The sequence below is a fragment of the Xanthomonas sp. WHRI 1810A genome, from assembly GCF_040202885.1.
Classification (GTDB): Bacteria; Pseudomonadota; Gammaproteobacteria; order Pseudomonadales; family Pseudomonadaceae; genus Aquipseudomonas.
In genome coordinates this window covers 127940-152956 of the sequence record NZ_JBEGED010000003.1, presented here as the reverse complement: position 1 = coordinate 152956, position 25017 = coordinate 127940, and the positions used below count along the sequence as shown (strand labels likewise).

28 protein-coding genes are annotated in these 25017 nt (G+C 60.0%); 13 read left to right on the top strand and 15 right to left on the bottom strand.

The window, feature by feature from the left end; genetic code table 11:
- Window positions 1-48: 48 nt before the first annotated feature.
- Both ABQX22_RS06775 and coaD read right to left on the bottom strand, forming a co-directional pair.
- Window positions 49-300 (bottom strand): YfhL family 4Fe-4S dicluster ferredoxin, encoded by a 252-nt coding sequence (locus ABQX22_RS06775; RefSeq protein WP_349797788.1) that lies wholly within the window; start codon window positions 298-300, stop codon window positions 49-51.
- Between the two features lie 99 nt (window positions 301-399).
- The gene (gene coaD / locus ABQX22_RS06770; protein ID WP_349797786.1) at window positions 400-879 is read right to left on the bottom strand and encodes a pantetheine-phosphate adenylyltransferase; all 480 of its coding nucleotides are present in this window, start codon (window positions 877-879) and stop codon (window positions 400-402) included.
- A 187-nt stretch (window positions 880-1066) separates the two neighbouring features.
- Between coaD and ABQX22_RS06765 the strand changes: the two genes are divergently transcribed.
- Window positions 1067-1921 (top strand): sulfurtransferase, encoded by an 855-nt coding sequence (locus tag ABQX22_RS06765; RefSeq protein WP_349797784.1) that lies wholly within the window; start codon window positions 1067-1069, stop codon window positions 1919-1921.
- A 113-nt stretch (window positions 1922-2034) separates the two neighbouring features.
- Here ABQX22_RS06765 and ABQX22_RS06760 read toward each other — a convergent pair whose 3' ends face one another.
- The 6 genes from ABQX22_RS06760 to ABQX22_RS06735 all read right to left on the bottom strand — a co-directional run bounded on the left by ABQX22_RS06760 (window position 2035) and on the right by ABQX22_RS06735 (window position 7848).
- The gene (locus ABQX22_RS06760; RefSeq protein ID WP_349797782.1) at window positions 2035-2358 is read right to left on the bottom strand and encodes an AzlD domain-containing protein; all 324 of its coding nucleotides are present in this window, start codon (window positions 2356-2358) and stop codon (window positions 2035-2037) included.
- A complete protein-coding gene (locus tag ABQX22_RS06755) occupies window positions 2355-3077 on the bottom strand; it encodes an AzlC family ABC transporter permease (RefSeq protein ID WP_349797780.1) in 723 nt (240 codons plus the stop codon). Before ABQX22_RS06755 ends, ABQX22_RS06760 begins: the two co-directional genes overlap by 4 nt.
- A gap of 171 nt (window positions 3078-3248) precedes the next feature.
- Complete coding sequence (locus ABQX22_RS06750) at window positions 3249-4259, bottom strand: hydrolase (protein WP_349797778.1); 1011 nt, start codon at window positions 4257-4259, stop codon at window positions 3249-3251.
- Between the two features lie 115 nt (window positions 4260-4374).
- A complete protein-coding gene (gene rsmD / locus ABQX22_RS06745) occupies window positions 4375-4992 on the bottom strand; it encodes a 16S rRNA (guanine(966)-N(2))-methyltransferase RsmD (protein WP_349797776.1) in 618 nt (205 codons plus the stop codon).
- Complete coding sequence (locus ABQX22_RS06740; protein ID WP_349797774.1) at window positions 4992-6500, bottom strand: M16 family metallopeptidase; 1509 nt, start codon at window positions 6498-6500, stop codon at window positions 4992-4994. The genes rsmD and ABQX22_RS06740 overlap by 1 nt, the downstream gene beginning before the upstream one ends.
- On the bottom strand, window positions 6493-7848 hold the full coding sequence (locus ABQX22_RS06735; RefSeq protein ID WP_349797772.1) for a M16 family metallopeptidase: 1356 nt from the start codon (window positions 7846-7848) through the stop codon (window positions 6493-6495). The genes ABQX22_RS06740 and ABQX22_RS06735 overlap by 8 nt, the downstream gene beginning before the upstream one ends.
- A 304-nt stretch (window positions 7849-8152) precedes the next feature.
- Here ABQX22_RS06735 and ftsY point away from each other — a divergent pair, with 304 nt between their 5' ends.
- From ftsY to rpoH, 4 genes are all read left to right on the top strand, one after another.
- Window positions 8153-9604, top strand: coding sequence for a signal recognition particle-docking protein FtsY (ftsY, locus tag ABQX22_RS06730; RefSeq protein ID WP_349797770.1), 1452 nt, complete (start codon window positions 8153-8155; stop codon window positions 9602-9604).
- Window positions 9601-10272, top strand: coding sequence for a cell division ATP-binding protein FtsE (ftsE, locus tag ABQX22_RS06725; protein ID WP_349797768.1), 672 nt, complete (start codon window positions 9601-9603; stop codon window positions 10270-10272). The genes ftsY and ftsE overlap by 4 nt, the downstream gene beginning before the upstream one ends.
- Window positions 10269-11294, top strand: coding sequence for a permease-like cell division protein FtsX (gene ftsX, locus ABQX22_RS06720; protein ID WP_349797766.1), 1026 nt, complete (start codon window positions 10269-10271; stop codon window positions 11292-11294). The genes ftsE and ftsX overlap by 4 nt, the downstream gene beginning before the upstream one ends.
- Before the next feature lie 132 nt (window positions 11295-11426).
- Entirely contained in the window at window positions 11427-12281 is an 855-nt protein-coding gene (gene rpoH, locus ABQX22_RS06715) for an RNA polymerase sigma factor RpoH (protein WP_349797764.1), read from the top strand.
- A gap of 184 nt (window positions 12282-12465) precedes the next feature.
- Here the strand turns inward: rpoH and mtgA are convergent, their stop codons facing one another.
- Window positions 12466-13176: a monofunctional biosynthetic peptidoglycan transglycosylase gene (mtgA, locus tag ABQX22_RS06710; protein WP_349797762.1), complete on the bottom strand. Its 711-nt coding sequence runs from the start codon at window positions 13174-13176 to the stop codon at window positions 12466-12468.
- An 80-nt stretch (window positions 13177-13256) separates the two neighbouring features.
- On the opposite strand from mtgA, the gene ABQX22_RS06705 reads away from it, so the two are divergent.
- From ABQX22_RS06705 to ABQX22_RS06685, 5 genes are all read left to right on the top strand, one after another.
- The gene (locus ABQX22_RS06705; RefSeq protein ID WP_349797760.1) at window positions 13257-13640 is read left to right on the top strand and encodes a DUF423 domain-containing protein; all 384 of its coding nucleotides are present in this window, start codon (window positions 13257-13259) and stop codon (window positions 13638-13640) included.
- Window positions 13641-13754: 114 nt separating this feature from the next.
- On the top strand, window positions 13755-13955 hold the full coding sequence (gene thiS, locus ABQX22_RS06700; RefSeq protein WP_349797759.1) for a sulfur carrier protein ThiS: 201 nt from the start codon (window positions 13755-13757) through the stop codon (window positions 13953-13955).
- Between the two features lie 70 nt (window positions 13956-14025).
- A complete protein-coding gene (locus ABQX22_RS06695; RefSeq protein ID WP_349797757.1) occupies window positions 14026-14820 on the top strand; it encodes a thiazole synthase in 795 nt (264 codons plus the stop codon).
- 10 nt (window positions 14821-14830) lie between these two features.
- Window positions 14831-15589, top strand: coding sequence for a tRNA (guanosine(46)-N7)-methyltransferase TrmB (trmB, locus tag ABQX22_RS06690; RefSeq protein ID WP_349797755.1), 759 nt, complete (start codon window positions 14831-14833; stop codon window positions 15587-15589).
- A gap of 183 nt (window positions 15590-15772) precedes the next feature.
- Window positions 15773-16213, top strand: coding sequence for a hypothetical protein (locus tag ABQX22_RS06685; protein WP_349797753.1), 441 nt, complete (start codon window positions 15773-15775; stop codon window positions 16211-16213).
- Between the two features lie 293 nt (window positions 16214-16506).
- On the opposite strand, the gene ABQX22_RS06680 is transcribed toward ABQX22_RS06685, so the two are convergent.
- From ABQX22_RS06680 to metX, 6 genes are read right to left on the bottom strand one after another with little or no spacing between them, the layout of a single operon-like run.
- The gene (locus tag ABQX22_RS06680) at window positions 16507-16830 is read right to left on the bottom strand and encodes a DUF3392 domain-containing protein (RefSeq protein WP_349797751.1); all 324 of its coding nucleotides are present in this window, start codon (window positions 16828-16830) and stop codon (window positions 16507-16509) included.
- A gap of 22 nt (window positions 16831-16852) precedes the next feature.
- Complete coding sequence (gene hemW, locus ABQX22_RS06675) at window positions 16853-18067, bottom strand: radical SAM family heme chaperone HemW (protein WP_349797749.1); 1215 nt, start codon at window positions 18065-18067, stop codon at window positions 16853-16855.
- A complete protein-coding gene (gene rdgB / locus ABQX22_RS06670; protein ID WP_349797747.1) occupies window positions 18064-18657 on the bottom strand; it encodes an RdgB/HAM1 family non-canonical purine NTP pyrophosphatase in 594 nt (197 codons plus the stop codon). The genes hemW and rdgB overlap by 4 nt, the downstream gene beginning before the upstream one ends.
- Window positions 18654-19109, bottom strand: coding sequence for a DUF4426 domain-containing protein (locus tag ABQX22_RS06665; protein ID WP_349797745.1), 456 nt, complete (start codon window positions 19107-19109; stop codon window positions 18654-18656). Before ABQX22_RS06665 ends, rdgB begins: the two co-directional genes overlap by 4 nt.
- A 35-nt stretch (window positions 19110-19144) precedes the next feature.
- On the bottom strand, window positions 19145-19765 hold the full coding sequence (gene metW, locus ABQX22_RS06660; RefSeq protein ID WP_349797743.1) for a methionine biosynthesis protein MetW: 621 nt from the start codon (window positions 19763-19765) through the stop codon (window positions 19145-19147).
- A gap of 7 nt (window positions 19766-19772) precedes the next feature.
- Window positions 19773-20912, bottom strand: a complete 1140-nt coding sequence (gene metX, locus ABQX22_RS06655) for a homoserine O-succinyltransferase MetX (RefSeq protein WP_349797741.1) — start codon at window positions 20910-20912, stop codon at window positions 19773-19775.
- A 610-nt stretch (window positions 20913-21522) separates the two neighbouring features.
- Between metX and ABQX22_RS06650 the strand changes: the two genes are divergently transcribed.
- The 3 genes from ABQX22_RS06650 to ABQX22_RS06640 all read left to right on the top strand — a co-directional run bounded on the left by ABQX22_RS06650 (window position 21523) and on the right by ABQX22_RS06640 (window position 25008).
- The gene (locus tag ABQX22_RS06650; protein WP_349797739.1) at window positions 21523-22911 is read left to right on the top strand and encodes an OprD family outer membrane porin; all 1389 of its coding nucleotides are present in this window, start codon (window positions 21523-21525) and stop codon (window positions 22909-22911) included.
- Window positions 22912-23057: 146 nt separating this feature from the next.
- Window positions 23058-23696, top strand: coding sequence for a peroxiredoxin (locus tag ABQX22_RS06645; protein WP_349797737.1), 639 nt, complete (start codon window positions 23058-23060; stop codon window positions 23694-23696).
- A 346-nt stretch (window positions 23697-24042) separates the two neighbouring features.
- Window positions 24043-25008, top strand: coding sequence for a sulfonate ABC transporter substrate-binding protein (locus ABQX22_RS06640; RefSeq protein ID WP_349797735.1), 966 nt, complete (start codon window positions 24043-24045; stop codon window positions 25006-25008).
- Window positions 25009-25017: the final 9 nt, after the last annotated feature.

The following is a 25017-nucleotide window of genomic DNA, read 5'->3' as shown; positions in this document are numbered from 1 at the left end:
TGCCAGAGTCTTCGGCGAAAGCGCGTATGCCGACGGGGGAGCCTTCAGTTAAGCCTTGGTGGTAATGATCTCGTACTTGGCCATCAGTTCTTCTTTGCTCTCCACGTGGTTTTCGTCCAGTGGAATGCAATCGACAGGGCACACCTGCTGACACTGTGGCTCGTCGTAGTGACCGACGCATTCGGTGCACAGGTTCGGGTTGATCACGTAAATTTCTTCGCCCTGGGAAATCGCTTCGTTCGGGCACTCGGGTTCGCAGACGTCGCAATTGATGCAATCGTCGGTGATGATCAGGGACATGGATACTCCTGCCGCGGTCCGCGCCGGGGCATATGAAGACTAATGCGCGAATTGTGCCGTATTAGCGCTGCATATGCACCCCGGCGTCGACGCAATGCCCTAGCGTTTGAATTTCTCGTTGAGGGCCTGCATGACCGCCGGATGTACGAATTTGCTGATATCACCGCCCAATGCTGCGATTTCTCTGACGAGCGTAGATGAGATGAACGAATAGCGTTCCGATGGCGTAAGAAAAAGACTGTCCACGTCCGGCGCCAGTTGTCGGTTCATGTTGGCCAGCTGGAATTCATACTCGAAATCGGACACGGCACGTAGGCCACGCAGCAATACGTTGGCGTTCTGCTCCTCGGCGAAATGCGCGAGCAGTGTGGAAAACCCCATCACCTCGACATTGGGCAGGTGTTTGGTGACTTCGCGGGCCAACTCCACGCGTTCTTCCAGGGAGAACAACGGGCTTTTCTTGGGGCTGGCGGCCACGGCAATGACCACTTGATCGAACAGGCGCGAGGCGCGTTCGATCAGATCGCCGTGGCCCTTGGTGATCGGGTCGAAGGTGCCTGGATACAACACTCGGTTCATCGCATCGTCCTGATCGGAGTCCGTTGGGGACTCGGATGTTAGCGCAGCAACCCCTGTCGGGAAAGTCGGGCTGTCTGGTCGGCGCTTTCTGACGGTGCAACGCCCGGATGAGAGAAAGCGGCCGAACGCTTGTCTATCTGTTCATATTGAACGAATGATGTCTTTTTCATTGCCTCAGGAGCCCATCATGTCCATCGCGCAACTGATCAGCCCCCAACAATTGGCTGAACGCCAGCAACAATCAGGGCTGGTGATACTGGATTGTCGTTCCTCCCTCGAAGACCTGGACTACGGCCAACGCAGCTACGCGGAAGGGCACATTGAAGGTTCGTCCTACGCCGACCTGCTCAATGACTTGAGCGGTGCGATCAAAAGAGGCGTGACCGGGCGCCATCCGCTGCCCGATGCGCAAACCCTGATCGAGCGCTTGCGCACCTGGGGTGTGAACAACGACAGCGACATCGTGCTGTATGACGATGGCCCGGGCGTTTATGCCGCACGGGCATGGTGGTTGCTGGCATGGCTGGGCAAGCGCGACGGTGTCTTTATCCTGGACGGCGGCCTGAAGGCCTGGCATGCCGCGGGTTTGCCGTTGAGTCTGAATGCGCCGTCCCACAAGCAGGGTTTCTTCGATGGGCAGCCGGACGATTCAATCGTACTGACCGTGGAGCAATTGCAGGCGCGTCTGGGTGATGCGCAAATGACCTTGATCGATGCGCGTGCGCCTGCCCGTTTCCGCGGCGAGGTTGAACCGATTGACCCGGTCGCCGGGCATATCCCTGGCGCTCAATGTGCAGCGTTCAATGACAACCTGGGCGCTGATGGCCGGTTTTTGCCGGTGGAGCAGCTCAAGGAGCGGTTTACGCAGGTGCTGGCCGGGCGCTCACCGGAAAGTCTGGTGGCGTATTGCGGCTCCGGGGTGACGGCCTGCCACAATCTGTTTGCGCTGTGCCTGGCAGGCTACCCGCTGGGTGGCCTGTATGCCGGCTCCTGGAGCGAATGGATTACGGATCCCAAGCGTGAAGTCGCGACGGGCGAGTAGCCGCTTTCCTGTAGGACCGAATTCATTCGCGAAAGGCTGATGCATCCAATGCAGCTGCGGACTGCTTCGCGAATAAATTCGCGCCTACAGAACGTGGGTTGAGTCCGAAGCCCTTAAATCTGACCCATTCCCCAGCGCAACAGGAAGAACACCACCAACCCACCGCCAATGGTCGCCAGCAAGTTTCGGCTCACGGCGGCGATGGCGATTGCCGCGATCCCTGCCAGCAAGTACGCGTTATCGAGCCCCAACTGCCAGTGCTCGCCGTCCGGGAGCAACATCCCTGGCACCACGATGGCGGTCAGCACCGACGTGGGCACGTAATGCAGGCCTTGGCGCACCACGGGCGGGAAACGCAGGTTTGGCCAGGCGAACAGGCTGTAGCGCATCAGGAACGTGATGACCGCCATGCCCAGAATCAGCCACCAGTAACTCATGATTGCAGCTCCTTGCCAGAAGCGCTTTCAGGTGTGCGCCGGCGCTCCAGCACCACGCCAACCGCGATCCCGCTGAACGCGGCCGCCATCAATCCGAGCTTGTAGGGTAACGACCACGCTATTAACGCGACTGCACCGGCCGCCAATGCGGCAGCAATCTGCGGTTGGTTACGCAGCAGCGGCACGACGATGCCGATGAAGGTCGCCAGCATCGCGAATTCCAGCCCCCAGCTCGCCATGTCCGGCACCGCCTGCCCGAACAGCACGCCCACCAGCGAACTGCTGACCCAGCAGACGTAAAGCGCAGCGGTCACGCCCAGCCAGTACCAGTGAGCCAGCGGTGTTCGGCCATGCACCATGTAAAAACGCTGAACCACGGCGAACGTTTCGTCGGTGAGCCAAAACGCCAACAGCAGCCGCCATCGCTGCGGCAGCCTCTGGACCTGAGGTTGCAACGTCGCGCTGTACAACACATGGCGCAGGTTGACGATGAACGTGGTGAGCAAGATGACCACGGCGCTGGCGCTCGCGCCCATGAGGCTGATGACGATGAATTGCGCAGAACCTGCATAGACGAACAGTGACATGCCCACGGCCTGCCACAACGACAGTCCTGACACGCCCGCCAGGGTTCCAAAGATGATGCCGAACGGCGCAACACCGACCAACATGGGCACGCTGTCGCGAAGGCCGCGAACGAAAAGTTGATTGCGAGGCATGGGAGTTTCTCCTTATGCCCCGAATGTTAAGCGGATGATCACGGGCTGTCTTGGATGATCGTGCAACGCGATAACGGTGGGAGGGAGCTTGCTCGCGATGGCTAGTCCCCTTGGGGATGCTGACTGGCCTCATCGCGAGCAAGCTCCCTCCCACCATCGGCAAGCGCGCTTCTACAATCCGGCGGCGCCGTGCACGTCCAGCAGCCATGCCGGAATGCGTCGTTCCAGGTAATAGGTCGGATTGCGGATCGATCCGTCGACGAAACCGACGTGGCCTCCCTGGCGTTGCAGGTCGAACTCCGTGCTGGCGGACAGCTCGGACAGTTCGGGCAGGCTGTGTTTGAAGACGAACGGGTCGTCCAGCGCCTGAATCAGCAGCGTCGGCGTACGAATCTCGCTCAGAAAGTAGCGACTCGATGCGCGCCGGTAGTAATCCTGGGCGTCCACAAACCCGTTCAGCGGCGCGGTCACCCGGCCATCGAAATCCCAGAACGTGCGCATGTTTTCCAGCGAGCCGAGGGCTGTCAGTTCTGCCAATCCTTCGCTCAGCCCCTCGTGTTGAAAGCGCGTTTGCTTGTCCCTGATGTAACTGACCATCTCGCGCATGAAATGCCGTTGATAGACCCTGGAGAACCCCATGCCGATTCGATCGGCGCACTGGTCCAGGCGAAACGGTACGGAAACGGCCACTGCGCCCTGCAACTGGCTGTTCAGCCCTGATTCACCCAGATGCTTGAGCAAGATGTTGCCGCCCAGCGAATAGCCCACGGCATACAGCGGCGCCAAGGGTCGGGCAGCGCGCAAATGGGCGATGACTGCCGCGAGGTCTTCGCTGGCGCCGGAGTGATAACTGCGCGACAACAAATTGGGCTCGCCCGAGCAGCCGCGCCAGTTGAGCGCGACGCTGGCCCAGCCCTGTGCGGCCATGGCCTGCTGCAGGCCGGCGACATACGGGGAATTGCTGGAACCTGTCAGGCCATGCAGCACCAGCACCAGCGGTATGTCGACTTCGTGTGGGCCGTGCCAGTCCATATCGAGGAAGTCGCCGTCGTCCAGCCACATCCGCTCGCGCCTGCGCTCGAGATGGACGGTCTTGCGCCACAACGGGCCCCACAGGGTCTGCAGGTGAGGATTGCCCAGCCCGGTGGCGGGTTTGAAGGGGTTGGCGCAAGGGCTTGGCACGCGTAGCTCCGGTAGCGGTTCACGGATGCATTGAGTCTGTAGGAGCCAACTTGTTGGCGAGGCGGCGTGTCAGACAGGACCCCTCGCGAATAAATTCGCTCCTACAGAGGCTGCGTCAGCTGGCGATGACGCTTCGTTCCCACAACGCGTAATGCACCTGCCCGGCTTTTTTCTCGCGGTGCAAACGCCAGTTGCCGGGCAGGCCCAGTGTGGACGGGGCAATTTCGCTTTCAGTGTAGATCCAGGCGTTATCGGCGAGCCAGTTGCGCTCTTCAAGCAACGTGCACGCCGGAACCAGCAGGTTCTGGTGGAATGGCGGGTCAAGGAACACCACATCGAATGGCTCGCCCGGCTGAGTCTCCAGGTAACGCAGCGCGTCATCCTTGGCTGCCTTGCCAACGGTGCAGCGCAGTGTGCCCAGGTGCTCGCGCAGGTTGGAAACGACCGCCGAGTTGCTGTCCAGCGCCAGACCCATGCTGGCGCCGCGCGACAATGCTTCGAGATACAAGGCGCCGCTGCCCACGAAGGGGTCGAGCACCCGAGCGCCCGCAATATAGGGCGCCAGCCAGTTAAAGACCGTTTCCCGGACACGGTCTGGCGTAGGGCGAAGGCCGGGTGTGTCCGGGAAGCTCAGTCGACGGCTGCGCCATTCGCCGCCGATAATCCGCAAGTGGCCCAGGCCGGTATGGATTTTGTGCCCTTTATGAATGCGGGGCGGCTTGGTAGTAGGCATCAGTGCTCCGGAACGCCGAGAGGTTTCTCGGCCGGTTTATCAGTGGGCGCGGGCAATGGCTTCTGCGGCACGGTAGGGCCGGCAGTCACGATCACCAGCTTGTCAGCGTCGAGGTGCTTGTTCATCGCCGCTTTGACTTGCTCGATGGTCAGGCCTTGCGACTGCTGCATGAAGTTCTCAAGGTAGTTCAGCGGGAGGTCGTAGAAACCGATGGCCCCCAGTTGGCCGACGATGGCCGAGTTGCTCGCGGTGGAGAGCGGGAAGCTGCCGGCCAGTTCGCGCTTGGCGTCGTCAAGTTCTTTCTGGGTCGGGCCGTTGGCGAGGTAATCGCGGACGATGTCCTTGACCAGCTTGAGCGTGTTCTCGCTCAGCTCGGCGCGGGTCTGCAGCCCGATCATGAACGGGCCTTGGGTCTGCATCGGTGTGAAGCCTGAGGATACGCCATACGAGAGGCCGCGTTTTTCCCGCACTTCGGTCATCAAGCGGCTGCCGAACCCACCGCCGCCCAGCACCGAATTGCCCAGCGACAGGGCTGCGTAGTCAGGGTCGTTGCGGTTGATGCCCAGCTCAGCCAGCATTAGATGCGTCTGTTTGGACGGAAACTCAATGTGGGTTTCGATGGCCTTCGGCTCGGCAGGCTGCGGCATCTTCGGCAGCGCCGGGCCCTTGGGCAGGGAAGCGGAGACCTGTGCAGCCACCGCTTCTGCTTCGCTGCGGGTCAAATCACCGACCAGTGCAATCACCGTATTGCCCGCCGCGTACGCCCTGGCGTGGAAAGCTTTGAGCTGAGCGACCGTGATCGGCGTGATGCTCTTGGCATTGCCGTCACTGGAGTGGGCGTAGGGGTGATCGCCGTACAACCGCTTGAACAGCTCGTCACCGGCCAGCTTGCCGGGGTTCTGCTTCTGGTATTCAAAGCTCGCCAATAGCTGGTTTTTGATCCGCGCCAGCGAGTCGGTGGGAAAGGTCGGCTTGCCCACCACTTCGGTAAACAGCTTCAGCGCCGGCTCTTTTTTGTCGGCCGCACTCAGGCTGCGCAGCGAAGCCACTGCCATGTCGCGGTAGGAACCATTGCCAAAATCAGCGCCCAGGCCCTCAAACCCTTCGGCGATGGCGCTGACGTCCTTGCCTTTGACGCCTTCATTGAGCATGGCGTTGGTAACCAACGCGATCCCCGGGATTTTCTGATCCTGACTGCTGCCGGCCGCGAACGTCAGGCGCAGGTCGAACATGGGCAATTGGTGCGCTTCCACGAACATCACCTTGGCGCCTTCGGCGGTTTTCCAGGTCTGGATGTTCAGGTCGCGGCGTGCCGGGGCCTTGCCGTCGAGTTCTTTGAGCGATTCCAGGGTATTGGCGGGTTTGACGGGCGCAGGGGCTTCTGCTGGCGTCGCTGCATCGGGTGCAGTCTCGGCGAGCACGGCCGTCGAACCGAACATCCCGAGGGCCATGGCGATCAGCAGTGCAGTGCCCCGTGGTCGGCCGTATGCCGCGTTGCGCTTATTCATGGGATTTTTCCTCCGGCAAAACATGCGCAACGGCAAGGCGTTCGCGGGTGAAATACGTGCGAGCGGCCTTCTGGATGTCTTCCGGGGTCACGCTGTTGAGCGCTTGAAGCTCTTCGTCCATCAACTTCCATGACAGCCCGACCGTTTCCAGTTGACCGATGGTGGTCGCCTGGCTGGTGATGGAGTCACGTTCGAAGACCACGCCTGCGATGACCTGGGCGCGAACGCGCTCCAGCTCTTCCTTTGACGGCGGCTTGGTCTTGAGGTCGTTGAGCAGGCGCCAGATGCCGGCTTCAGTGTCGGTCAGGGTTTTTTTCTTTTGTGCGTTCGGCGTAGCACTGATGGTGAACAGGCTATCGCCACGGCTGAAAGCGTCGTAATCCGACGAGGCGCCGCTGACCAGCTCTTCGCCGCGTTCCAGCTGCGACGGGATACGGGCGCTGTAGCCGCCGTCCAGCAGGGCAGCAATCAGTCGCAGCGCGTTGACCATGCGCGGGTCTTCAGCGGTCGACAGGCTCGGCACATTGAAGCCATACATCAGGCTCGGCATCTGCGTGGCGACGTGAAGGGTGATTCGGCGCTCGCCGGGTTCGGCCAGCTCCAGTGGTTTCTTGGCGGGCGGCACGTCGCGACGGGGCACGGGCCCGAAGAAGCGTTCGGCCAGGGCCTTCACTTCATCCGGCTTCACATCGCCCACGACGACCAGCGTAGCGTTGTTGGGCACGTACCAGGCTTCGTACCAGTGACGCAGCTCGGCGACGTTCATGCGGTCCAGGTCCGCAATCCAGCCGATGGTGGGCGTGTGATAACCGCTGGCGGGGTAGGCCAGGGCCTTGAAGCGTTCGTAAGCCTTGGCGTTGGGCTTGTCATCGGTGCGCAGACGGCGTTCTTCCTTGATGACTTCGATTTCGCGGCTGAATTCATCCGGTGGCAGACGCAGGGTGGCCATGCGATCGGCTTCCAGTTCGAAGGCCACGCTCAGGCGGTCACGGGCCAGCACCTGGTAGTACGCGGTGTAGTCATCGCTGGTGAACGCGTTCTCCTCAGCGCCCAGGTCGCGCAGGATCAGCGACGCTTCGCCCGGGCCGGCTTTGGCGCTGCCCTTGAACATCATGTGTTCCAGGGCGTGGGACAGACCGGTCTGGCCTGGCGTCTCGTAGCTGGACCCGACCTTGTACCAGATCTGCGACACCACCACCGGCGCACGATGGTCTTCGCGGACGACGACCTTGAGGCCGTTATCCAGCGTGAATTCATGTGTGGGTTGCGGGTCGGCAGCCGAGGCTGTCAAGGGCAGACAAATCGTGCTGAGCAGCAGGCCTGCGGCGCAGCGGGCTAAAGCATTCATTCGTAATCGGAACCTTCGAAGCGGCCAGCGCGAACTTAGCGCTGGCGGGCGCGGGGGTGTTAGGATAGCGGCCGGTTTGCTCGGCGACTACGGCTAAGGCACTAGCTTGGGAATTGGACTACCGGAAAATCGTCCAGCCCGCGCGATCCTGTAGGCGCTGCCGAAGGTTGCAAAGCGGTTTTTAAGCTTGATTATGCTCAGCCAGCCGATGAACAAGCGGACATAAAAGCAGTCTGTTTCGCATCAACAGAATTTTTCAGACGCGCCGCTCTGGCGCGTCGCTACCGTGAGATAGCCGTCCTCCATGTTTGGTTCCAACGACGACAAGAAGACCCCAGCCCCGGCTGGCGAGAAGAAAGGCCTGTTCGGATGGCTGCGCAGAAAGCCGCAGGAAACCGTCGCCGAGCAGTCTCAAGACCTATCCCCTGCAGCGCCCGAGTCCGTTGCCGAACCAACGCCGGTGGCGGCTGAGCCGCAGATTGCCCCTGTAATCGCGCCTGAGCCTGTCGTGCAAACCATCGCACCGACTGAGCCTGCGCCGGTTGCCCAGCCAACAGTGATCAATCCTCCGCCCCCCCAGCCATGGCTGAAATTGCCAGTGGCCGAAGAGCCGGTTGCATTCACTGATGAGCATGAACCGCACATCACGCCGGAAATTCCGACGCATACGGCCTCGCATCCACAGCCAGCGCCCATTGCCCCGGCTATCACGGCGGCTCCAACCGTAACGCCCCCAACCCCCGCACCCGTGGTGGCCCCCGTTATTCCGGCGCCCCTCGTCGAGCCGCCCTCGGTTCCGGTTGCCCCAATACCCGAATCCAGACAGCCCGGCTTCTTCGCCCGCCTCAAGCAGGGCCTGTCGAAAACCAGTGCCAGCCTCGGCGAAGGCATGGCCAGCCTGTTTCTGGGCAAGAAAGCCATCGACGACGAGATGCTCGATGAGCTTGAAACCCGCCTGCTGACTGCCGACGTCGGTGTCGAGGCCACCACCCTGATCGTCAAGAACCTGACCCAGAAGGTAGCGCGCAAGCAATTGACCGACAGCGATGCGCTGTACGCGTCGTTGCAGGCCGAGCTGACCGCCATGCTCAAGCCGGTCGAGCAGCCACTGGTGATCAAGAGCGAGCACAAGCCGTTCGTGATTCTGGTCGTTGGTGTCAACGGCGCTGGCAAAACCACCACCATCGGCAAGCTGGCGAAAAAGCTGCAACTCGATGGCAAGAAAGTCATGTTGGCCGCAGGGGACACGTTCCGCGCCGCAGCCGTCGAGCAGCTCCAGGTCTGGGGTGAGCGCAACAATATTCCGGTCATCGCCCAGCACACCGGCGCGGATTCGGCCTCGGTCATTTTCGACGCCGTGCAGGCCGCCAAGGCCCGTGGCATTGACGTGCTGATCGCGGACACCGCCGGTCGTCTGCACACCAAAGACAACCTGATGGAAGAGCTGAAGAAGGTGCGCCGGGTGATCGGCAAGCTGGACGCGGATGCGCCGCACGAAGTGCTGCTGGTGCTGGACGCCGGCACTGGCCAGAACGCCATCAATCAGGCCAAGCAGTTCAACCAGACCGTTAACCTGACCGGGCTGGCGTTGACCAAGCTGGACGGCACGGCCAAGGGCGGCGTGATCTTCGCGCTGGCCAAGCAGTTCGGCCTGCCGATTCGATATATCGGTGTCGGCGAAGGGATCGACGACCTGCGCACGTTCGAGGCTGAACCGTTCGTTCAGGCCCTGTTTGCGGAGCGGGATCGCACATGATTCGTTTCGAGCAAGTCGCCAAGCGCTACCCCAATGGCCACGTCGGCCTGCATGAGCTGAGTTTTCGCGTGCGTCGTGGCGAGTTTCTGTTCGTCACCGGCCATTCGGGCGCAGGCAAGAGCACCTTGCTGCGCTTGCTGCTGGCGATGGAACGGCCGACTTCCGGCAAGCTGTTGCTGGCGGGGCAGGACCTCGGTCAGATCAGTAACGCGCAAATCCCCTTCCTGCGCCGCCAGATTGGTGTGGTATTCCAGAATCACCAGCTGTTGTTTGATCGCACCGTGTTCAACAACATTGCCCTGCCATTACAGATTCTCGGCCTGTCCAAGGCGGAAATCACCAAGCGTGTGGATTCTTCCCTTGAGCGCGTGGCGCTGTCGGACAAGGCCCAGCTGTATCCGGGCGACCTGTCCACAGGCCAGCAACAGCGCGTAGGCATTGCTCGCGCCATCGTTCACCGCCCGGCCTTGCTGCTGGCGGACGAGCCCACCGGTAACCTCGATCCACGGTTGGCGGCGGAAATCATGGGCGTATTCGAAGACATCAATCGTCTGGGCACCAGCGTGCTGATTGCCAGCCACGACCTGGCCCTGATCGCCCGGATGCGTCATCGCATGCTGACGTTGCAACGCGGTCGATTGATTGGCGACGGGGAGGCCGGCGCATGAGTGCCACACGTAGCCCTAAAGTATCCGAGCGGGTGGCGCCGAAAGCCGGCGAGCCCGACCCGAAAAAGAAAAAGACCCGCAACGAGGACGACGGCCCGGATTTCGGGACGCTGCTGCATGCCTGGATCGAGTCCCATCGTTCCAGCCTGCTCGATAGCCTTCGCCGTCTGGGCAAGCAGCCCATCGGCAGCTTCTTTACTTGCCTGGTCATGGCCATTGCCCTGAGCCTGCCGATGGGTTTGTCGCTGCTGCTCAATAATGTCGAGCGTCTGGGCGGATCCTGGCAGCGCGCCGCGCAGATTTCCCTGTATCTGCAACTGGATGCCTCCCCCGCTGAGGGCGATGGGCTGGTGGGCCAGATCAAGGGCATGCCGGGCGTGGCGGATGCGCAGTACATCAGTCGCGATGAAGCGCTCAATGAGTTCCAGAAACAGTCGGGGCTGGGCGAGGCGCTGAAAGAGTTGCCGGAAAATCCTTTGCCGGGCGTTGTGGTCGTGACACCGGATGAAGTTGACAAGCCGGCGCTGGAGGCGTTACGTACGCGTCTGGCCGAATTGCCCAAGGTCCAGCAGGCCCAGTTGGACCTGGTGTGGGTGGAGCGGCTGGCGGCTATCCTTAAGCTTGGCGACCGTTTTGTCTTCGGCCTGACGGTATTGCTGGTGGCGGCCTTGCTGCTGGTGATCGGTAACACCATTCGTCTGCACATCGAGAACCGTCGTACGGAGATCGAGGTCATCAAACTGGTGGGCGGTACCGACAGCTACGTGCGCAGGCCCTTTCTGTATATGGGCGCGTTGTATGGGCTGGGGGCAGGGGTATTGTCCTGGGGCGTGCTGGCGTTTGGTCTAAACTGGCTGAATGAATCAGTGGTTCGTCTGGCCGGGCTGTACGGCAGCAATTTCGCGCTGGCAGGTGTGCCTGCCTCTGACGGTTTGTCGCTATTGCTTGGTGCCGTATTATTGGGGTATATCGGTGCGTGGATTGCAGTGGCGCGCCATTTAAGAGAGCTGGCACCTCGTTAAGTCATCGTTCAGTTTTCTGATGTATATTTTGTTTCATCTATTGACTTTTCAGCTCAGGGAACTTGTTTAGCGGTTCCCGGTCAATTTCGCAGTGCTGAACTGCACGAATACGTGAGTCGGAGGTTTTTTCGTATGACCACTTCTATGCAACCTGTTTATGCCTTGGTCCCCGGTGCAAACCTGGAAGCCTATGTGCACACGGTCAACAGCATTCCGCTGCTGACCCCTGAACAGGAGCGTGAACTGGCCGAGAGTCTCTATTATGAGCAGGATCTTGGGGCGGCTCGGCAGATGGTGCTCGCCCACCTGCGTTTTGTTGTGCATATCGCACGCAGTTATTCCGGATACGGTCTGGCCCAGGCTGACCTGATCCAGGAAGGTAACGTTGGCTTGATGAAAGCCGTCAAGCGCTTCAACCCGGAAATGGGTGTGCGCCTGGTTTCCTTTGCTGTGCACTGGATCAAGGCTGAGATTCACGAGTTCATCCTGCGCAATTGGCGCATCGTGAAAGTCGCCACCACCAAGGCTCAACGCAAGCTGTTCTTCAACCTGCGCAGTCAGAAGAAGCGTCTGGCCTGGCTGAACAACGAAGAAGTGCATCGCGTGGCCGAAAGCCTCGGCGTAGAGCCACGTGAAGTGCGTGAGATGGAAAGCCGTCTGACCGGTCATGACATGGCGTTCGACCCGGCTGCTGAAGCCGACGATGACAGCGCATTCCATTCACCGGCCAACTACCTGGAAGACCATCGCTACGATCCGGCGCGTCAGCTGGAAGATTCCGATTGGACTGACACCTCCACCGCCAACCTGCACGAAGCGTTGAATGTGCTTGATGACCGCAGCCGCGACATTCTGTATCAGCGCTGGCTGGCTGAAGAGAAGGCCACGCTGCACGACCTGGCCGAGAAGTACAACGTCTCTGCCGAGCGGATTCGTCAGCTTGAAAAGAGTGCGATGAACAAGCTCAAGGTGTCGATTGCTGCGTAAGCGGTGACCGCTCCAACTGAAAACGCCCCGATCTGATCGGGGCGTTTTTGTTGGTGGCTTGATAAGGGCCCTGTAGGAGCGCGCTTGCCCGCGATGGCGTTAGCGGCTTCAACATTACCGTCTCCGGCAGACCGTAATCGCGGGCAAGCGCGCTCCTACAAGGGGTGCAAGCATCGGTGGCTCATCACCACTGCCGGCTATGATTCAACCCAATCAGGTACTCATCCCCGCCCAGCTGCCGCATCTGCTGGCGAATCCAGCCTGCTCGGCGGGACACGTAGCTGCTTGGTCGGCTGGCGCTCCATTCCCGGGGGTTGGGCAGTACGGCGGCGAGGTAGCTGGCCTGTTGCGTCGACAGCTGACTGGCGTTGACGTGGAAGTGATGCTGCGCCGCCGCCTGCGCGCCAAACACGCCTTCATCCCACTCGACGCTGTTCAGATAAACCTCAAGGATGCGTTGCTTGGACCACAGGATCTCGATCAGCCCGGTAAACCACGCTTCCAGCCCCTTGCGCAGATAACTGCGGCCGGACCACAGGAACAGGTTCTTCGAGACTTGCTGGCTCAGGGTGCTGGCGCCCCGCAGAGAGCCGCCGGCTTCGTTGTGAAGGAAGGCCGCCTGAATGGCATCGATGTCGAAACCCCAGTGCTCAGCGAACTTCTGGTCTTCGCCCGCAATGACCGCGATTTTCAGATCGTCCGAGATCTTGTCCCATGGCTGCCAGTCACGCTGCAGATCGATGGGCTGGCCGTTGAACCACGATTCGACCTTGCGTTCTACCATCAGCGCGGTGCCCGGAGGCGGCACCCAGCGAAAGATCAAAACCAGCACGACACTCGCTGCGGCGAACCAGAGCAGGCCTTTGACGACACGTTGAAGTAGGAAACGCAGCATAGAGATGGCTTGGCCGAACCCGTTGAGCGGGCCATTATACAGACCACGCGCCAATGAACGATTTTTGACTGGAGTCACCTATGCTTCGAACCTTCCTGATGCTGGCCGCTTTCTTTGGATTTACCGGCGTCGCCCTGGGTGCATTCGCCGCCCACGCCTTGAAAAACCGCCTGAGCGCCGACTATCTCGCCATCTTTCACACCGGGGTGCTGTATCAACTGATCCACGCGCTGGCGATCTTCGGCGTTGCGCTGCTGGCGATGCAGATTCAGGGGCGGCTGGTGACCTACGCGGGTGTTGCGTTCACGCTGGGCATCATCCTGTTCTCCGGCAGCCTGTACCTGCTGACGCTGACCGGTGTCAGCAAAATTGGCATCATCACCCCGATTGGCGGCCTTTTCTTTCTGATTGGCTGGGGCATTCTCGGCTGGACCGCCTGGCAACTGGGCGTCGAAACGCTATAACGGGTGCGGGCGACCTGGCCGTCCCGCGTGAGACGAATGGCGTGGCTTTACCTTGGTCATACCGGTTGATCGGGCTAGAATGCTCGCCCCCTAAAATGATGGCTGCCAACCCGCATGCACATTCAGTTGAACGGTGAACCCTACGAACTGCCGGACGGCGAGACCGTCTCGGCCTTGCTGTCCCGCCTGGAGCTGGTGGGGCGGCGAATCGCGGTCGAGCTCAATCTGGATATCGTTCCGCGCAGCCAGCATGGCACCACCGCCTTGCGCGAAGGCGATCAGGTTGAAGTGGTGCATGCGATCGGTGGTGGCTAGTCCGGTCTTCCGGTCGATGCCACGCTGATCCCAACCCCTGCCAAAACCTCACCCACACAGAGGATTTCCGATGAGCAATGTTCGTAGCGACAAGCCGTTCACCGTGGCCGGCCGGACGTTCCAGTCCCGCCTGCTGGTCGGCACCGGCAAGTACAAGGACATGGAACAGACCCGTCTGGCCATCGAAGCCTCGGGTGCCGAAATCGTCACGGTCGCCGTGCGCCGGACCAATCTGGGGCAGAACCCCAACGAGCCGAACCTGCTCGATATCCTGCCGCCGGATCGCTATACCATCCTGCCGAACACCGCAGGCTGTTACGACGCCATCGAAGCGGTGCGCACCTGCCGCCTGGCCCGTGAGCTGCTGGACGGCCACAACCTGGTCAAGCTGGAAGTGCTGGCTGACCAGAAGACCCTGTTTCCGAATGTGATCGAGACGCTCAAAGCCGCGGAAACGCTGGTCAAGGATGGTTTTGACGTCATGGTCTACACCAGTGATGACCCGATCATCGCCCGGCAACTGGTTGAAATCGGCTGCTGCGCCGTGATGCCGCTGGCCGGTCTGATCGGTACGGGGCTGGGGATTTGCAACCCTTACAACCTGCAGATCATCCTCGAAGAGTCGACCGTGCCGGTGCTGGTGGATGCCGGTGTCGGTACCGCGTCAGATGCCACCATCGCCATGGAAATGGGCTGCGAAGCGGTATTGATGAACTCGGCCATTGCCCACGCGCAACACCCGATTTTGATGGCTGAAGCCATGAAACACGCAATTCTGGCAGGCCGCATGGCGTATCTCGCCGGGCGCATGCCGAAAAAACTATACGCCAGCGCGTCCTCGCCGCTGGATGGCCTGATCAAGTAAGAGCTCGTTGATGATTGACTCACACACGCCTGACCCGCTTCCCGACGACGAAGTGATGAACGAAGAAGACGGTAAAGCGCCAAGCGACACGCGCGAGCATCGTCGCATCAAAAGCTTTGTGATGCGCGCCGGGCGTATGACCGAAGGGCAGCAGCGCGGCCTCGACCAGGGCACGCCGCTGTTCGTGCTGCCGCTGGCCGATGCGCCAGTGGACTTCGATCAGGTCTTCGGCCGGTCTGCGCCGCGTACGCTGGAAATCGGCTTTGGCATGGGGCATTCGCTGCTGGAAATGGCGGCCGCTTCCCCCGAGCACGATTTCATTGGCGTCGAAGTGCACCGCCCCGGTGTCGGCGCGTTGCTCAATGGCGTGCTGACCCAAGGGCTGACCAACCTGCGGGTCTACGACTGCGATGCGATTGAAGTGCTCAACCGTTGCATCGCGGACAGCAGCCTTGATCGCCTGATGCTGTTTTTCCCGGACCCGTGGCACAAGTCGCGCCACCACAAGCGACGCATCGTTCAGGCCGAGTTCGCCGAGCTGGTGCGCAGCAAGCTGAAACCGGGCGGCGTGCTGCACATGGCCACCGACTGGGAGCCGTATGCCGAGTACATGCTGGAAGTCATGAACGTTGCGCCGGGCTATCGCAACCTTGCTGAAGACGGCCAGTGCGTGCCGCGCCCTGCGGAACGCCCGATCACCAAATTCGAACGCCGGGGCGAGCGCCTCGGGCATGGCGTCTGGGATTTGAAGTTCGAAAAACTCGCCTGATTGAACACTCGGTGGCGCCCGTTTAAAGGCACGGGCGCGCTGAGAGACATTCCTGTCTGAATATTCCTACCAGCTTTCGAGAGTGATCCAGATTTCTGACGGAAGCGTCTGACGTCATCTCTCCGGCTATTCACTTAGCCTCTCGCGGTTGCACATTTTCTTCCTACCGAGAGAGTCTTAAGCATGAAAAAACTATTGGGTCTTGCTGCAATTGCGTCCGTCATCGCCATGACCAGCGGCTGCGTCAGCTACAACGCCAGCCAGCCCGCGGCCCCGCTGTCGGGTGACGTCAAAACCGACCTGAAGGCCGATGTGAAAGTAGGTGAAACCATCAGCGGCGAGTCCTCCGCGAATGTGTTGTTCGGTTGGTTGAACATTGGCGGCGACAATAAGTTCGCTGATGGCGTGTCCTACGGCGGTGCCGGTGGTTCTGCCATGGGCCTGCCGCTCCCTGACCCGGTGTCCAACGCCAAGGCCGCTGCGGCTTACAAGGCGGTGAAAGCGTCGGGCGCAGACCTGATCGTCGCGCCGCGCTACGAAGTCACCGTCAACGACTACTTCATCTTCAAGCAAGTGAACGTCAAAGTGACCGGCAACAAAGGCAGCATCCAGAGCATCCGCTGACAGGTGCGCCATTCGGGTCCGGTGCATCAGCGCCGGGCAGAGAAAAAGGGAAGCTTCGGCTTCCCCTTTTTTGTGGCGGTCGTAGGCTACGAATTTCTGCTTCTGCCCGGAGGGCGTAGGAGCTCTTGGAGGTTACGACGGCAGCGATGGGATGCGAAGCGGCCCTAATCCGACGACCTCGGTTTCACCTGACACAATGCATGCGCAGGATTAGCTGCCGGTTCCCGGCAGATCGTCGGCAAGCCGGACTCCCACGGCCTCCGGCCAGAATCAAAAACCAGGCCTGATCGCCATTACTTTCGATCCGCCACCACCCCGATCAACACCAGCACCACCAACAACACCGGTGCCAGGCTGTAGTTGTTGAACTGGCTCAGGCCGCGGATCACCCACGGCGTGGCGTAGATCAGCGCGGCGCCGCTGCCGATGGTGCAGAGCAAGGCCATCACCGGGATGCGCAAAGCGCCGGTAAAACTGCTTATGCGGCCTTCGATCCAGCCTTTGATGTCGGCGCCGAACAGCACCAGCAGGCAGCCCACCAACGCCAGCGCGATTTCGGAAAGATTGCTGCGGCTCCAGCGGGAAATATTGGCGAGCAAGTCGAGTATCAGGTCCATGCAGTGTCCTTAGAGCGAAGCCTTAAATGAGGAAATATTGCAGCAAATCATTGAGGAACAGCTGGCCGCGCTCAGTGGCGACCAAGCGCGTGGGGTCGGGCGCCAGCAAGCCTTTTTGCTCGGCCTGTCGACGCGCGTCGGCCAGCGAGTCGAGGCTCAGGCCAGTGCGCTGCTGAAATAGCGCGGCGTCCACGCCGTTGGTGAGGCGCAGCGCATTCATCAGGAACTCGAATGGCATCTCGTCTGCACTCAGGGCTTTTTCCCCGGCCTGAAAAGGTTTGGCGGGATTGAGGTAATCCTTCGGCAGCCGTGTTTTCCACGTGCGGACAATGCGCCCGTCGGGGTGGCTGAGCTTGCCATGGGCGCCAGCGCCTATACCGATGAAGTCACCGAAACTCCAGTAATTGAGATTGTGCCGTGCCGGTTTGCCGGGCTGTGCGTAGGCCGACACTTCGTACTGCGCATAACCGTGTTCAGCCAGCAGCGCCTGGCCGGCCTCCTGAATATCCCAAAGCGTGTCGTCTTCCGGCAGTGTAGGCGGCTGATTCCAGAACACCGTGTTCGGCTCCAGCGTCAACTGATACCAGGACAGGTGAGTCGGCGCCAAGGCGATGGCCTGTCGCAGATCGCTCAGCGCATCGTCCTGCGACTGATCGGGCAAGCCGTGCATCAAGTCCAGATTGAAGTTATCAAACCCGGCCTGACGCGCCATGCCGGCCGCGCGCACGGCTTCGTCACCGTTGTGGATGCGGCCCAGCGCCTTGAGCTTGGCTTCCTGGAAACTCTGAATGCCAATGGACAGGCGATTGATGCCCAATGACCGGTAGGCACTGAACTTGACCTGCTCGAACGTGCCTGGATTGGCTTCCAGAGTGACTTCGATGTCCGCCGCGAACGGTACTCGCTGCTCAACGCCCTTGAGCAGACGGCCCAAGGCATCGGCGCTGAACAGGCTGGGCGTGCCGCCGCCAAAGAAGATCGAGGTCAGCGCCCGGCCGTGGACATGCTGCAGGTCCTGATCCAGATCCGCCAGCAGCGCGTCGACGTACTCGTCTTCAGGCAGCACGGGGCTGGCGGTGTGGGAATTGAAGTCGCAGTACGGGCATTTGCGCACGCACCACGGGATATGGATGTACAGCGACAGCGGGGGAAGTTGCGCAAGTCCGTCGCGCGGCGCTTCGGACGAAAAACCGGCCTCGCCGAGAAACAGAGGCCGTGCGGTGGAATCTTGTGTCATTGCAAACCCAGTCGCTGCCGCAGAATGGCCATGGCGCGGGCGCGATGGCTCAGCAGGTTTTTGCCGGCCGGGCTCAATTCCGCGCTGGAGCAGTCGCGTTCAGGCACCCAGAACAGTGGGTCATAGCCAAAACCGTGTTCGCCGCGCGGGGCGCGTAAGATCCGGCCCGGCCACAAGCCTTCGCACAGGATGGGCAACGGGTCATCGGCGTGTCGCACCAGCGCCAGCACACAGACGAACTGCGCGCCGCGTTGCGCGTCGGGCACGTCCTTCAATGCGTCCAGCAGCTTGGCGTTGTTCGCCGCGTCGCCCTGACCGTCGGCATAACGGGCTGAATAAATGCCCGGTGCGCCGCCGAGGAAATCCACCGCCAGTCCCGAATCGTCCGCCAGTGACGGCAGACCGGAAATACGCGCGGCGTTGCGTGCTTTGAGAATGGCATTTTCAACGAAGGACAGACCGGTCTCTTCCGGCTCCACTTCGCTGAACTCGCCAATCGAGCGCAGTTGCACGCTGTTGCCAAGCAAGGCCTGGAGTTCTTTGAGTTTGCCGGCGTTGTGGCTGGCCAATACGAGTTGGGTGAGTTTCATTCTTCGTCCGAAAAGATTTCCTGGTTGAAGCTGAACGCGTGTGCGTCGCCGTCGCCTGCTTTCACATTGATCGTAAAGGTGTAGAAGGTTGAAGAGCCGGGCTCTACCGGGAACTCGGCGAGGTAATTGACCGAGCCTCCAATGTTGCTTTGCCTGAAGGACAACGGCTTTGACCGCCCTGTGAGGTCTTTTACTGAACCGGTGACGCTGGCAGGCACGGTTTTGCCGCCCTTGATCACTGCAATGTTAAGCACGCCCTGGTTCTTGCTGCGAATGACTCCGACCTCTTGCGCGATGGACGGTTGCAAAAAACTCGACGCAAAGGCGTTGTAATGAACGGTCAGATCGCCGAATTGCTCCTGCCGCTCCGGTCTTGCGTTGTCGGCCGCCGATGACGGCAGCGCAACGAACAGGACCCAGAGCGTGCACAGCAGCGCAGTCAGACGACGCATGATCGTTCTCCTTGTTGTGTTGGCGCCGGCGGCGATCAGATCGCGATCTGGTGTTCCTGCAAGCCCGGGCTGCTGACCCGGTAGATACCGATCTCTCCCAACAGGTTAGGCCATAGCTTGCTCGCCCAACCATGCCGATGCTGCTGATCGACCGCCAGCCGATCAATGACCTTGGCTTCACGTCCTCGGCACAGGGCTTCGAAGTCGGCAAACGTGCAAAAGTGGATGTTCGGCGTGTTGTACCAGGTGTACGGCAGAAAGTCGGACACGGGCATGCGGCCCTTGCTCGCCAGATACCAGCGACAGCGCCAATGACCGAAGTTGGGGAAAGTGATGATGCACTGGCGCCCCACGCGCAGCATTTCGTCGAGGATCCGGTCCGGGTAATGAACGGCTTGCAGCGCCTGGGTCATGACCACCACGTCGAAGCTGTTGCTGGCGAAGTTGCCCAGGCCTTTGTCCAGGTCCTGTTCGATGACGTTGACGCCCTTGGCCACGCAGCGCGCGATGTTGTCGGCGTCGTTTTCCAGGCCATAGCCGGTCACTTGCTTGTTGTCCCGCAGCCAGGCGAGCAATTCGCCGTCGCCGCAACCGAGGTCGAGCACCCGGCTGCCGGCAGGTATCCAGTCTTGGATGATGTCCAGGTCGGCTCTCATGGTGTCCTCAGATCTCGATTCGGTTCATGTAGCTGGAGAAGGCCTGCAAGTAACGCGGAATCGGAATCAGAAATGCGTCGTGGCCCTGTGGTGCATCGATTTCCAGGTAACAGACGTCTTTCTTGGCCGCCATCAGCGCGTCGACCAGTTCCCGCGAACGCGCCGGGGAAAAGCGCCAGTCGGTGGTGAAGGAGATCACGCAGAATCTGGCTTGAGCGTTGGCGAAGGTCGCCGCCAGGTTGTCGTTGAAATTGGCCGCAGGGTCGAAGTAATCCAGCGCTTTGGTCATCAACAGATAGGTGTTGGCATCGAAGCGGCCCGAGAACTCTTCGCCTTGATAGCGCAGGTAGCTTTCCACCTGAAACTCGACGCTGTGGAAGTCGTAGTTGAGCTTTTCGCTCTTGAGCCCGCGACCAAATTTCTCGCCCATCGAGTCGTCGGACAGGTACGTGATGTGGCCGACCATGCGCGCCAGCATCAGGCCGCGCTTGGGGATCACGCCGTGCTCCTGGAACGAACCGCCGTGGAACTCGGGGTCGGTCAGGATCGCCTGGCGTGCGACTTCATTGAAGGCGATGTTCTGCGCGGACAGCTTGGGGGCCGAAGCGATGGCCAGGCAGTGCCTTACGCGGTCCGGGTAGCTGATGGTCCATTGCAGCGCCTGCATGCCGCCGAGGCTGCCGCCGACGACAGCGGCCCATCGTGCAATGCCCAGGCGGTCGGCCAGCAGCGCCTGACTGTTGACCCAGTCCTCGACCGTGAGCACCGGGAAGTCGGCGCCGAAGGGCTTGTCGTTTTCCGGGTTGATGCTGCTGGGACCGGTGGAACCGTTGCAGCCGCCGAGATTGTTCAGGCTGACGACAAAGAAACGGTTGGTGTCGATGGGCTTGCCGGGACCGATGCAACTGTCCCACCAGCCGGGCTTGCGGTCCTCGCTGCTGTGGTAGCCCGCAGCATGGTGATGGCCGGACAGCGCGTGGCAAATCAACACAGCATTGCTGTGCACCGCATTGAGCGTGCCGTAGGTTTCGTAAATGAGGTCGTAAGCAGGCAGTGAGCGGCCGCAGGCCAGAGCCAGTGGCTCGCTGAAATGCGCCATTTGCGGCGCGACCAGACCGACAGAATCTTCGGGAAAGACCGTGGACATCGACCCTGCTCTCGTTAAATGAGGCGTAAGTCTAAAGACCGGAGGGGGCAGCGGCAACAAAGTAAATAGTTGACCGGGCTGAGGGGGGATTTTTGGCTGAAATCAGTCAGAAATGCCGCTTGGCCAAAATTTTTTTTACAGAGGCTGAAAAAAGTCTCGAGGCAGCGGTGGCAACTGTCACAAAGCGAATTGGGCCTGTGAATTACATGACTAATCAAGAGGTTACAAAGTCGTTTTTCATCCCGTTTCGCAACTAATTCGGGATGCAACGGTCGTGGGCGGGGGTTTGTGCATGGCAAAACGATTCGATCTGACCGGTGGCGCGCAAATAAGTTTTGGGAATTAGGTAATTCGGCCGATACACTCCGCAACGGACGGCTGAAACGGCTTGTGACATATGTCTGTTTTGACTAAAAACAGAACATTTAAGTCTTTTTAGGATTAAACGGATGTGTTCTACCTTGCAGCCAGTAACACGCGGTCTAGTCAATTAGTCTTGAGACCATTGACTCTCTGAGTCGGGTCCAGCGCTAATCGCGCATCTATGGTCTTGAGCCTTTCGCCCAAGGTCCTGGAAACAAAAAAAATTAGATTCATGAGGAGCGAAACAATGAAGAAGTCCACGTTGGCCCTGGCCATCTCTGTAAGTGCATTGGCCACTCAGGCCGGCGCTGCTGGTTTCCTGGAAGACAGCAAGGCGACCATCAGTTCCCGTACCATGTATTTCGAAAACGACCTGCGTGACGGCGTTCGTGCTGCTGACCAGCGCGAGACTGCTACCGGCCTGTTGTTCAACTTCATCTCGGGTTACACCCCAGGTACCGTGGGTTTCGGTGTAGACGTACAGAGCGTGTTGGGTCTGCACCTGGGTGGCGGCATCGATCACCACACAGTCACCACCTCCAACTCCTTGTTCCCGACTGACACTGACGGTTCGTCGGTAGACAGCTGGAACCGTACGGGTGCCAACGCCAAGGCCAAGTTCTCGAAAACCGAGTTGAAAGTAGGTACTGCACTGCAGCCTAACTTGCCAATCCTGGTGTCGAACGATGGTCGTTTGCTGCCACAGAACTTCACCGGTGGCACGATCCAGTCGAAAGAAATCGACAACGTCACCCTGAACTTCGGCAAGCTGGAGCATCAGTCGTCGCGTGCTTCGAGCAACTACTCGGGTCTGTCGGTCAACGGCGCTTCTCAGGACTCCAACAACTTCATGTTCGCCGGTGCAGACTGGAAGGTCACCAAAGACCTGACCTTGCAGGCTTACCACTCTGAACTCGAAGACTTCTACAAGCAGACGTTCCTCGGTCTGGTTCACGTCTTCCCGATCGCTGATGACCAGTCGTTCAAGACTGACCTGCGTTACTTCGACAGCAGCTCTGACGGCAAAAACGGTCAGGCCGCGACCGGCTACCGCTTCAACAACAACGGTGGCTACGCCAACAACGCTGGCGAAGTTGACAACAAAACCTGGTCCGCCATGTTCACGTACACCTTGGGCGGCCATGCTTTGATGCTCGGCCACCAAAGTGTGAGCGATGACGGCGGCATGGTGTGGTTGAACCAGGGCGGCATCACAAAAGACGGCACTTCTGGCAGTCATAACGACGGTCAAGGCGGTTCGAGTTTCTACCTGTTCACGGACAGTATGATTGGTCAATTTGCCCGTGCTGGCGAAGACACCAACTTCGGTCAGTACTCGTATGACTTCGCGCGTCTGGGTATCCCGGGCCTGAAAGCGGCATTCGCTTACCTGCACGGTACCAACATCAAGGCCACCAGCGGTGCGTCGGGTGTGGGTGACAGCTCCGAGTGGGAACGTGACATGCGTATCGACTACGTGTTCCAGGACGGTCCTCTGAAAGGCTTTGGCGCTACCCTGCGTCGCGCCAACTACCGTTCGGACTTCGACAACCACGGTACTGCTGCTCAGAACACCCGTATCTCCGACGCGGATCAAACCCGTCTGATCTTCAACTACACCTACGCTTTCAAATAAGCCGGTTGAGTTGATTCAAAAAGAGCCCCGCTTCGTGCGGGGCTTTTTTATGCCTTTCGGAAAGACAACCCGCTCGATTTATTCTTTTTAATCTCAGTCGTCACAGTGCACATTGTCTTCATCACTCAAGCCAAAGGAGCCGCACCATGGGTATCAAACTTGGCGATATCGCCCCGGATTTCGAGCAAGAGTCCAGCGAAGGCCGTATCCGTTTTCATGAGTGGCTGGGCAGCAGCTGGGGCGTATTGTTTTCCCATCCGGCTGACTTCACCCCGGTCTGCACCACTGAGCTTGGCTTTACCGCCAAGCTCAAGGGCGAGTTCGACAAGCGTGGCGTCAAGGCCATCGCGCTGTCGGTGGATCCGGTCGATTCCCATATCAAGTGGATCGACGACATCAACAGCACCCAGAACACGACGGTGAATTTCCCGATCCTGGCGGACGCTGACCGCAAAGTGTCCGATCTGTACGACCTGATCCACCCTAACGCCAATGACACGCTGACCGTGCGCTCGCTGTTTGTGATCGATCCGAACAAGAAGGTTCGGCTGACCATCACCTACCCGGCGAGCACCGGGCGTAACTTCAACGAAATCCTGCGGGTGATCGATTCCCTGCAATTGACCGACAGCCACAAGGTCGCCACGCCAGCGAACTGGCAGGACGGCGACGACGTGGTGATCGTGCCGTCGATCAAGGATGAAGAAGAGATCAAGCAACGCTTCCCCAAAGGCTACAAGGCCGTCACGCCTTACCTGCGCCTGACGCCGCAGCCCAATCGCTGATACCGGGTTCAACCACGACACTTCGGGCCGATTCGTCGGCCCTTTTTTTTGTCCGGAAGTTAAGCATTTGGGACCTGTAGGAGCGCGCTTGCCCGCGAATGCGGTTTGTCATCCAGCGGCGATGTATTGGAACGGACGCATTCGCGGGCAAGCGCGCTCCTACAGTACGTCCGTATATTCTTTTTAGTGCTAACCAAATGAATAAATAAGATTTATGGGAATAAAAAAGTCCTGTTAAGGTCTTTTCGTTCTGACGATTACGTCAGGCATGAATCCCATAAACGCCTTACTTGTCCGCTATCGGCCGAGCAGGTGCCACCCGATAGCTACAGCAAAGGAGCGTGCCATGCGCACTGTCATTTTGCGTCAAGGCCTGGTTGCTCTGTTGGCTGCGGCGGTGTCCTTCGGCGTTGTCACTCAAGCCCAGGCCGACACGCTGCGGATTGGTTATCAGAAATACGGCACGCTGGTGCTGCTCATGGCCAAAGGCACCCTGGAAAAGAAACTCGCGGATCAGGGCGTCGACGTCAAATGGACTGAATTCCCGGGCGGTCCGCAGTTGCTGGAAGGCCTGAACGTGGGCGCCATCGACTTCGGCGTGACGGGCGAAACCCCGCCGGTCTTCGCCCAAGCGGCTGGCGCTGATCTGCTCTATGTCGCTTCCGAACCCCCTGCGCCTACCAGTGAAGCGATCCTGGTGCCCAAGGACTCGCCGATCACCTCGGTGAAAGACCTCAAGGGCAAGAAAGTCGTGCTCAACAAAGGCTCCAACGTGCATTACCTGTTGGTCCGTGCGCTGGAAGACGCGGGCCTGAAATACACCGATATTCAAACCGTGTTCCTGCCGCCGGCCGATGCGCGCGCCGCGTTCGAGCGGGGCAGCGTCGATGCGTGGGTCATCTGGGACCCCTACCAGGCTGCGGCCGAGCAACAGTTGCAAGCGCGCACGTTGCGTGACGGCACCGGCATCGTCGACAACAACCAGTTTTACCTGGCGACCAAGCCTTACGCGCAGCAGCACCCCAAGGTGATTCAGACCCTGGTGGAAGAAGTGCGCGCGGTGGGCGAGTGGTCCAAGGCCAACCCCGAAGAAGTCACCAGACAGGTCGCGCCGTTGTTGGGCCTGCCTGAAGACATCACCCGGATTTCGGTCAAGCGTCAGGGCTATGGCGCCTTGTTCATCACCCCGGAAACCGTCGCCGCGCAGCAGAAAATCGCGGACACCTTCTATCAGCTCAAGTTGATTCCCAAACCGCTCAGCATCGCCGATGTGATCTGGACGCCACCCGCCGCTGTCGCGAAGACGCAGTAGCCCGGTCCT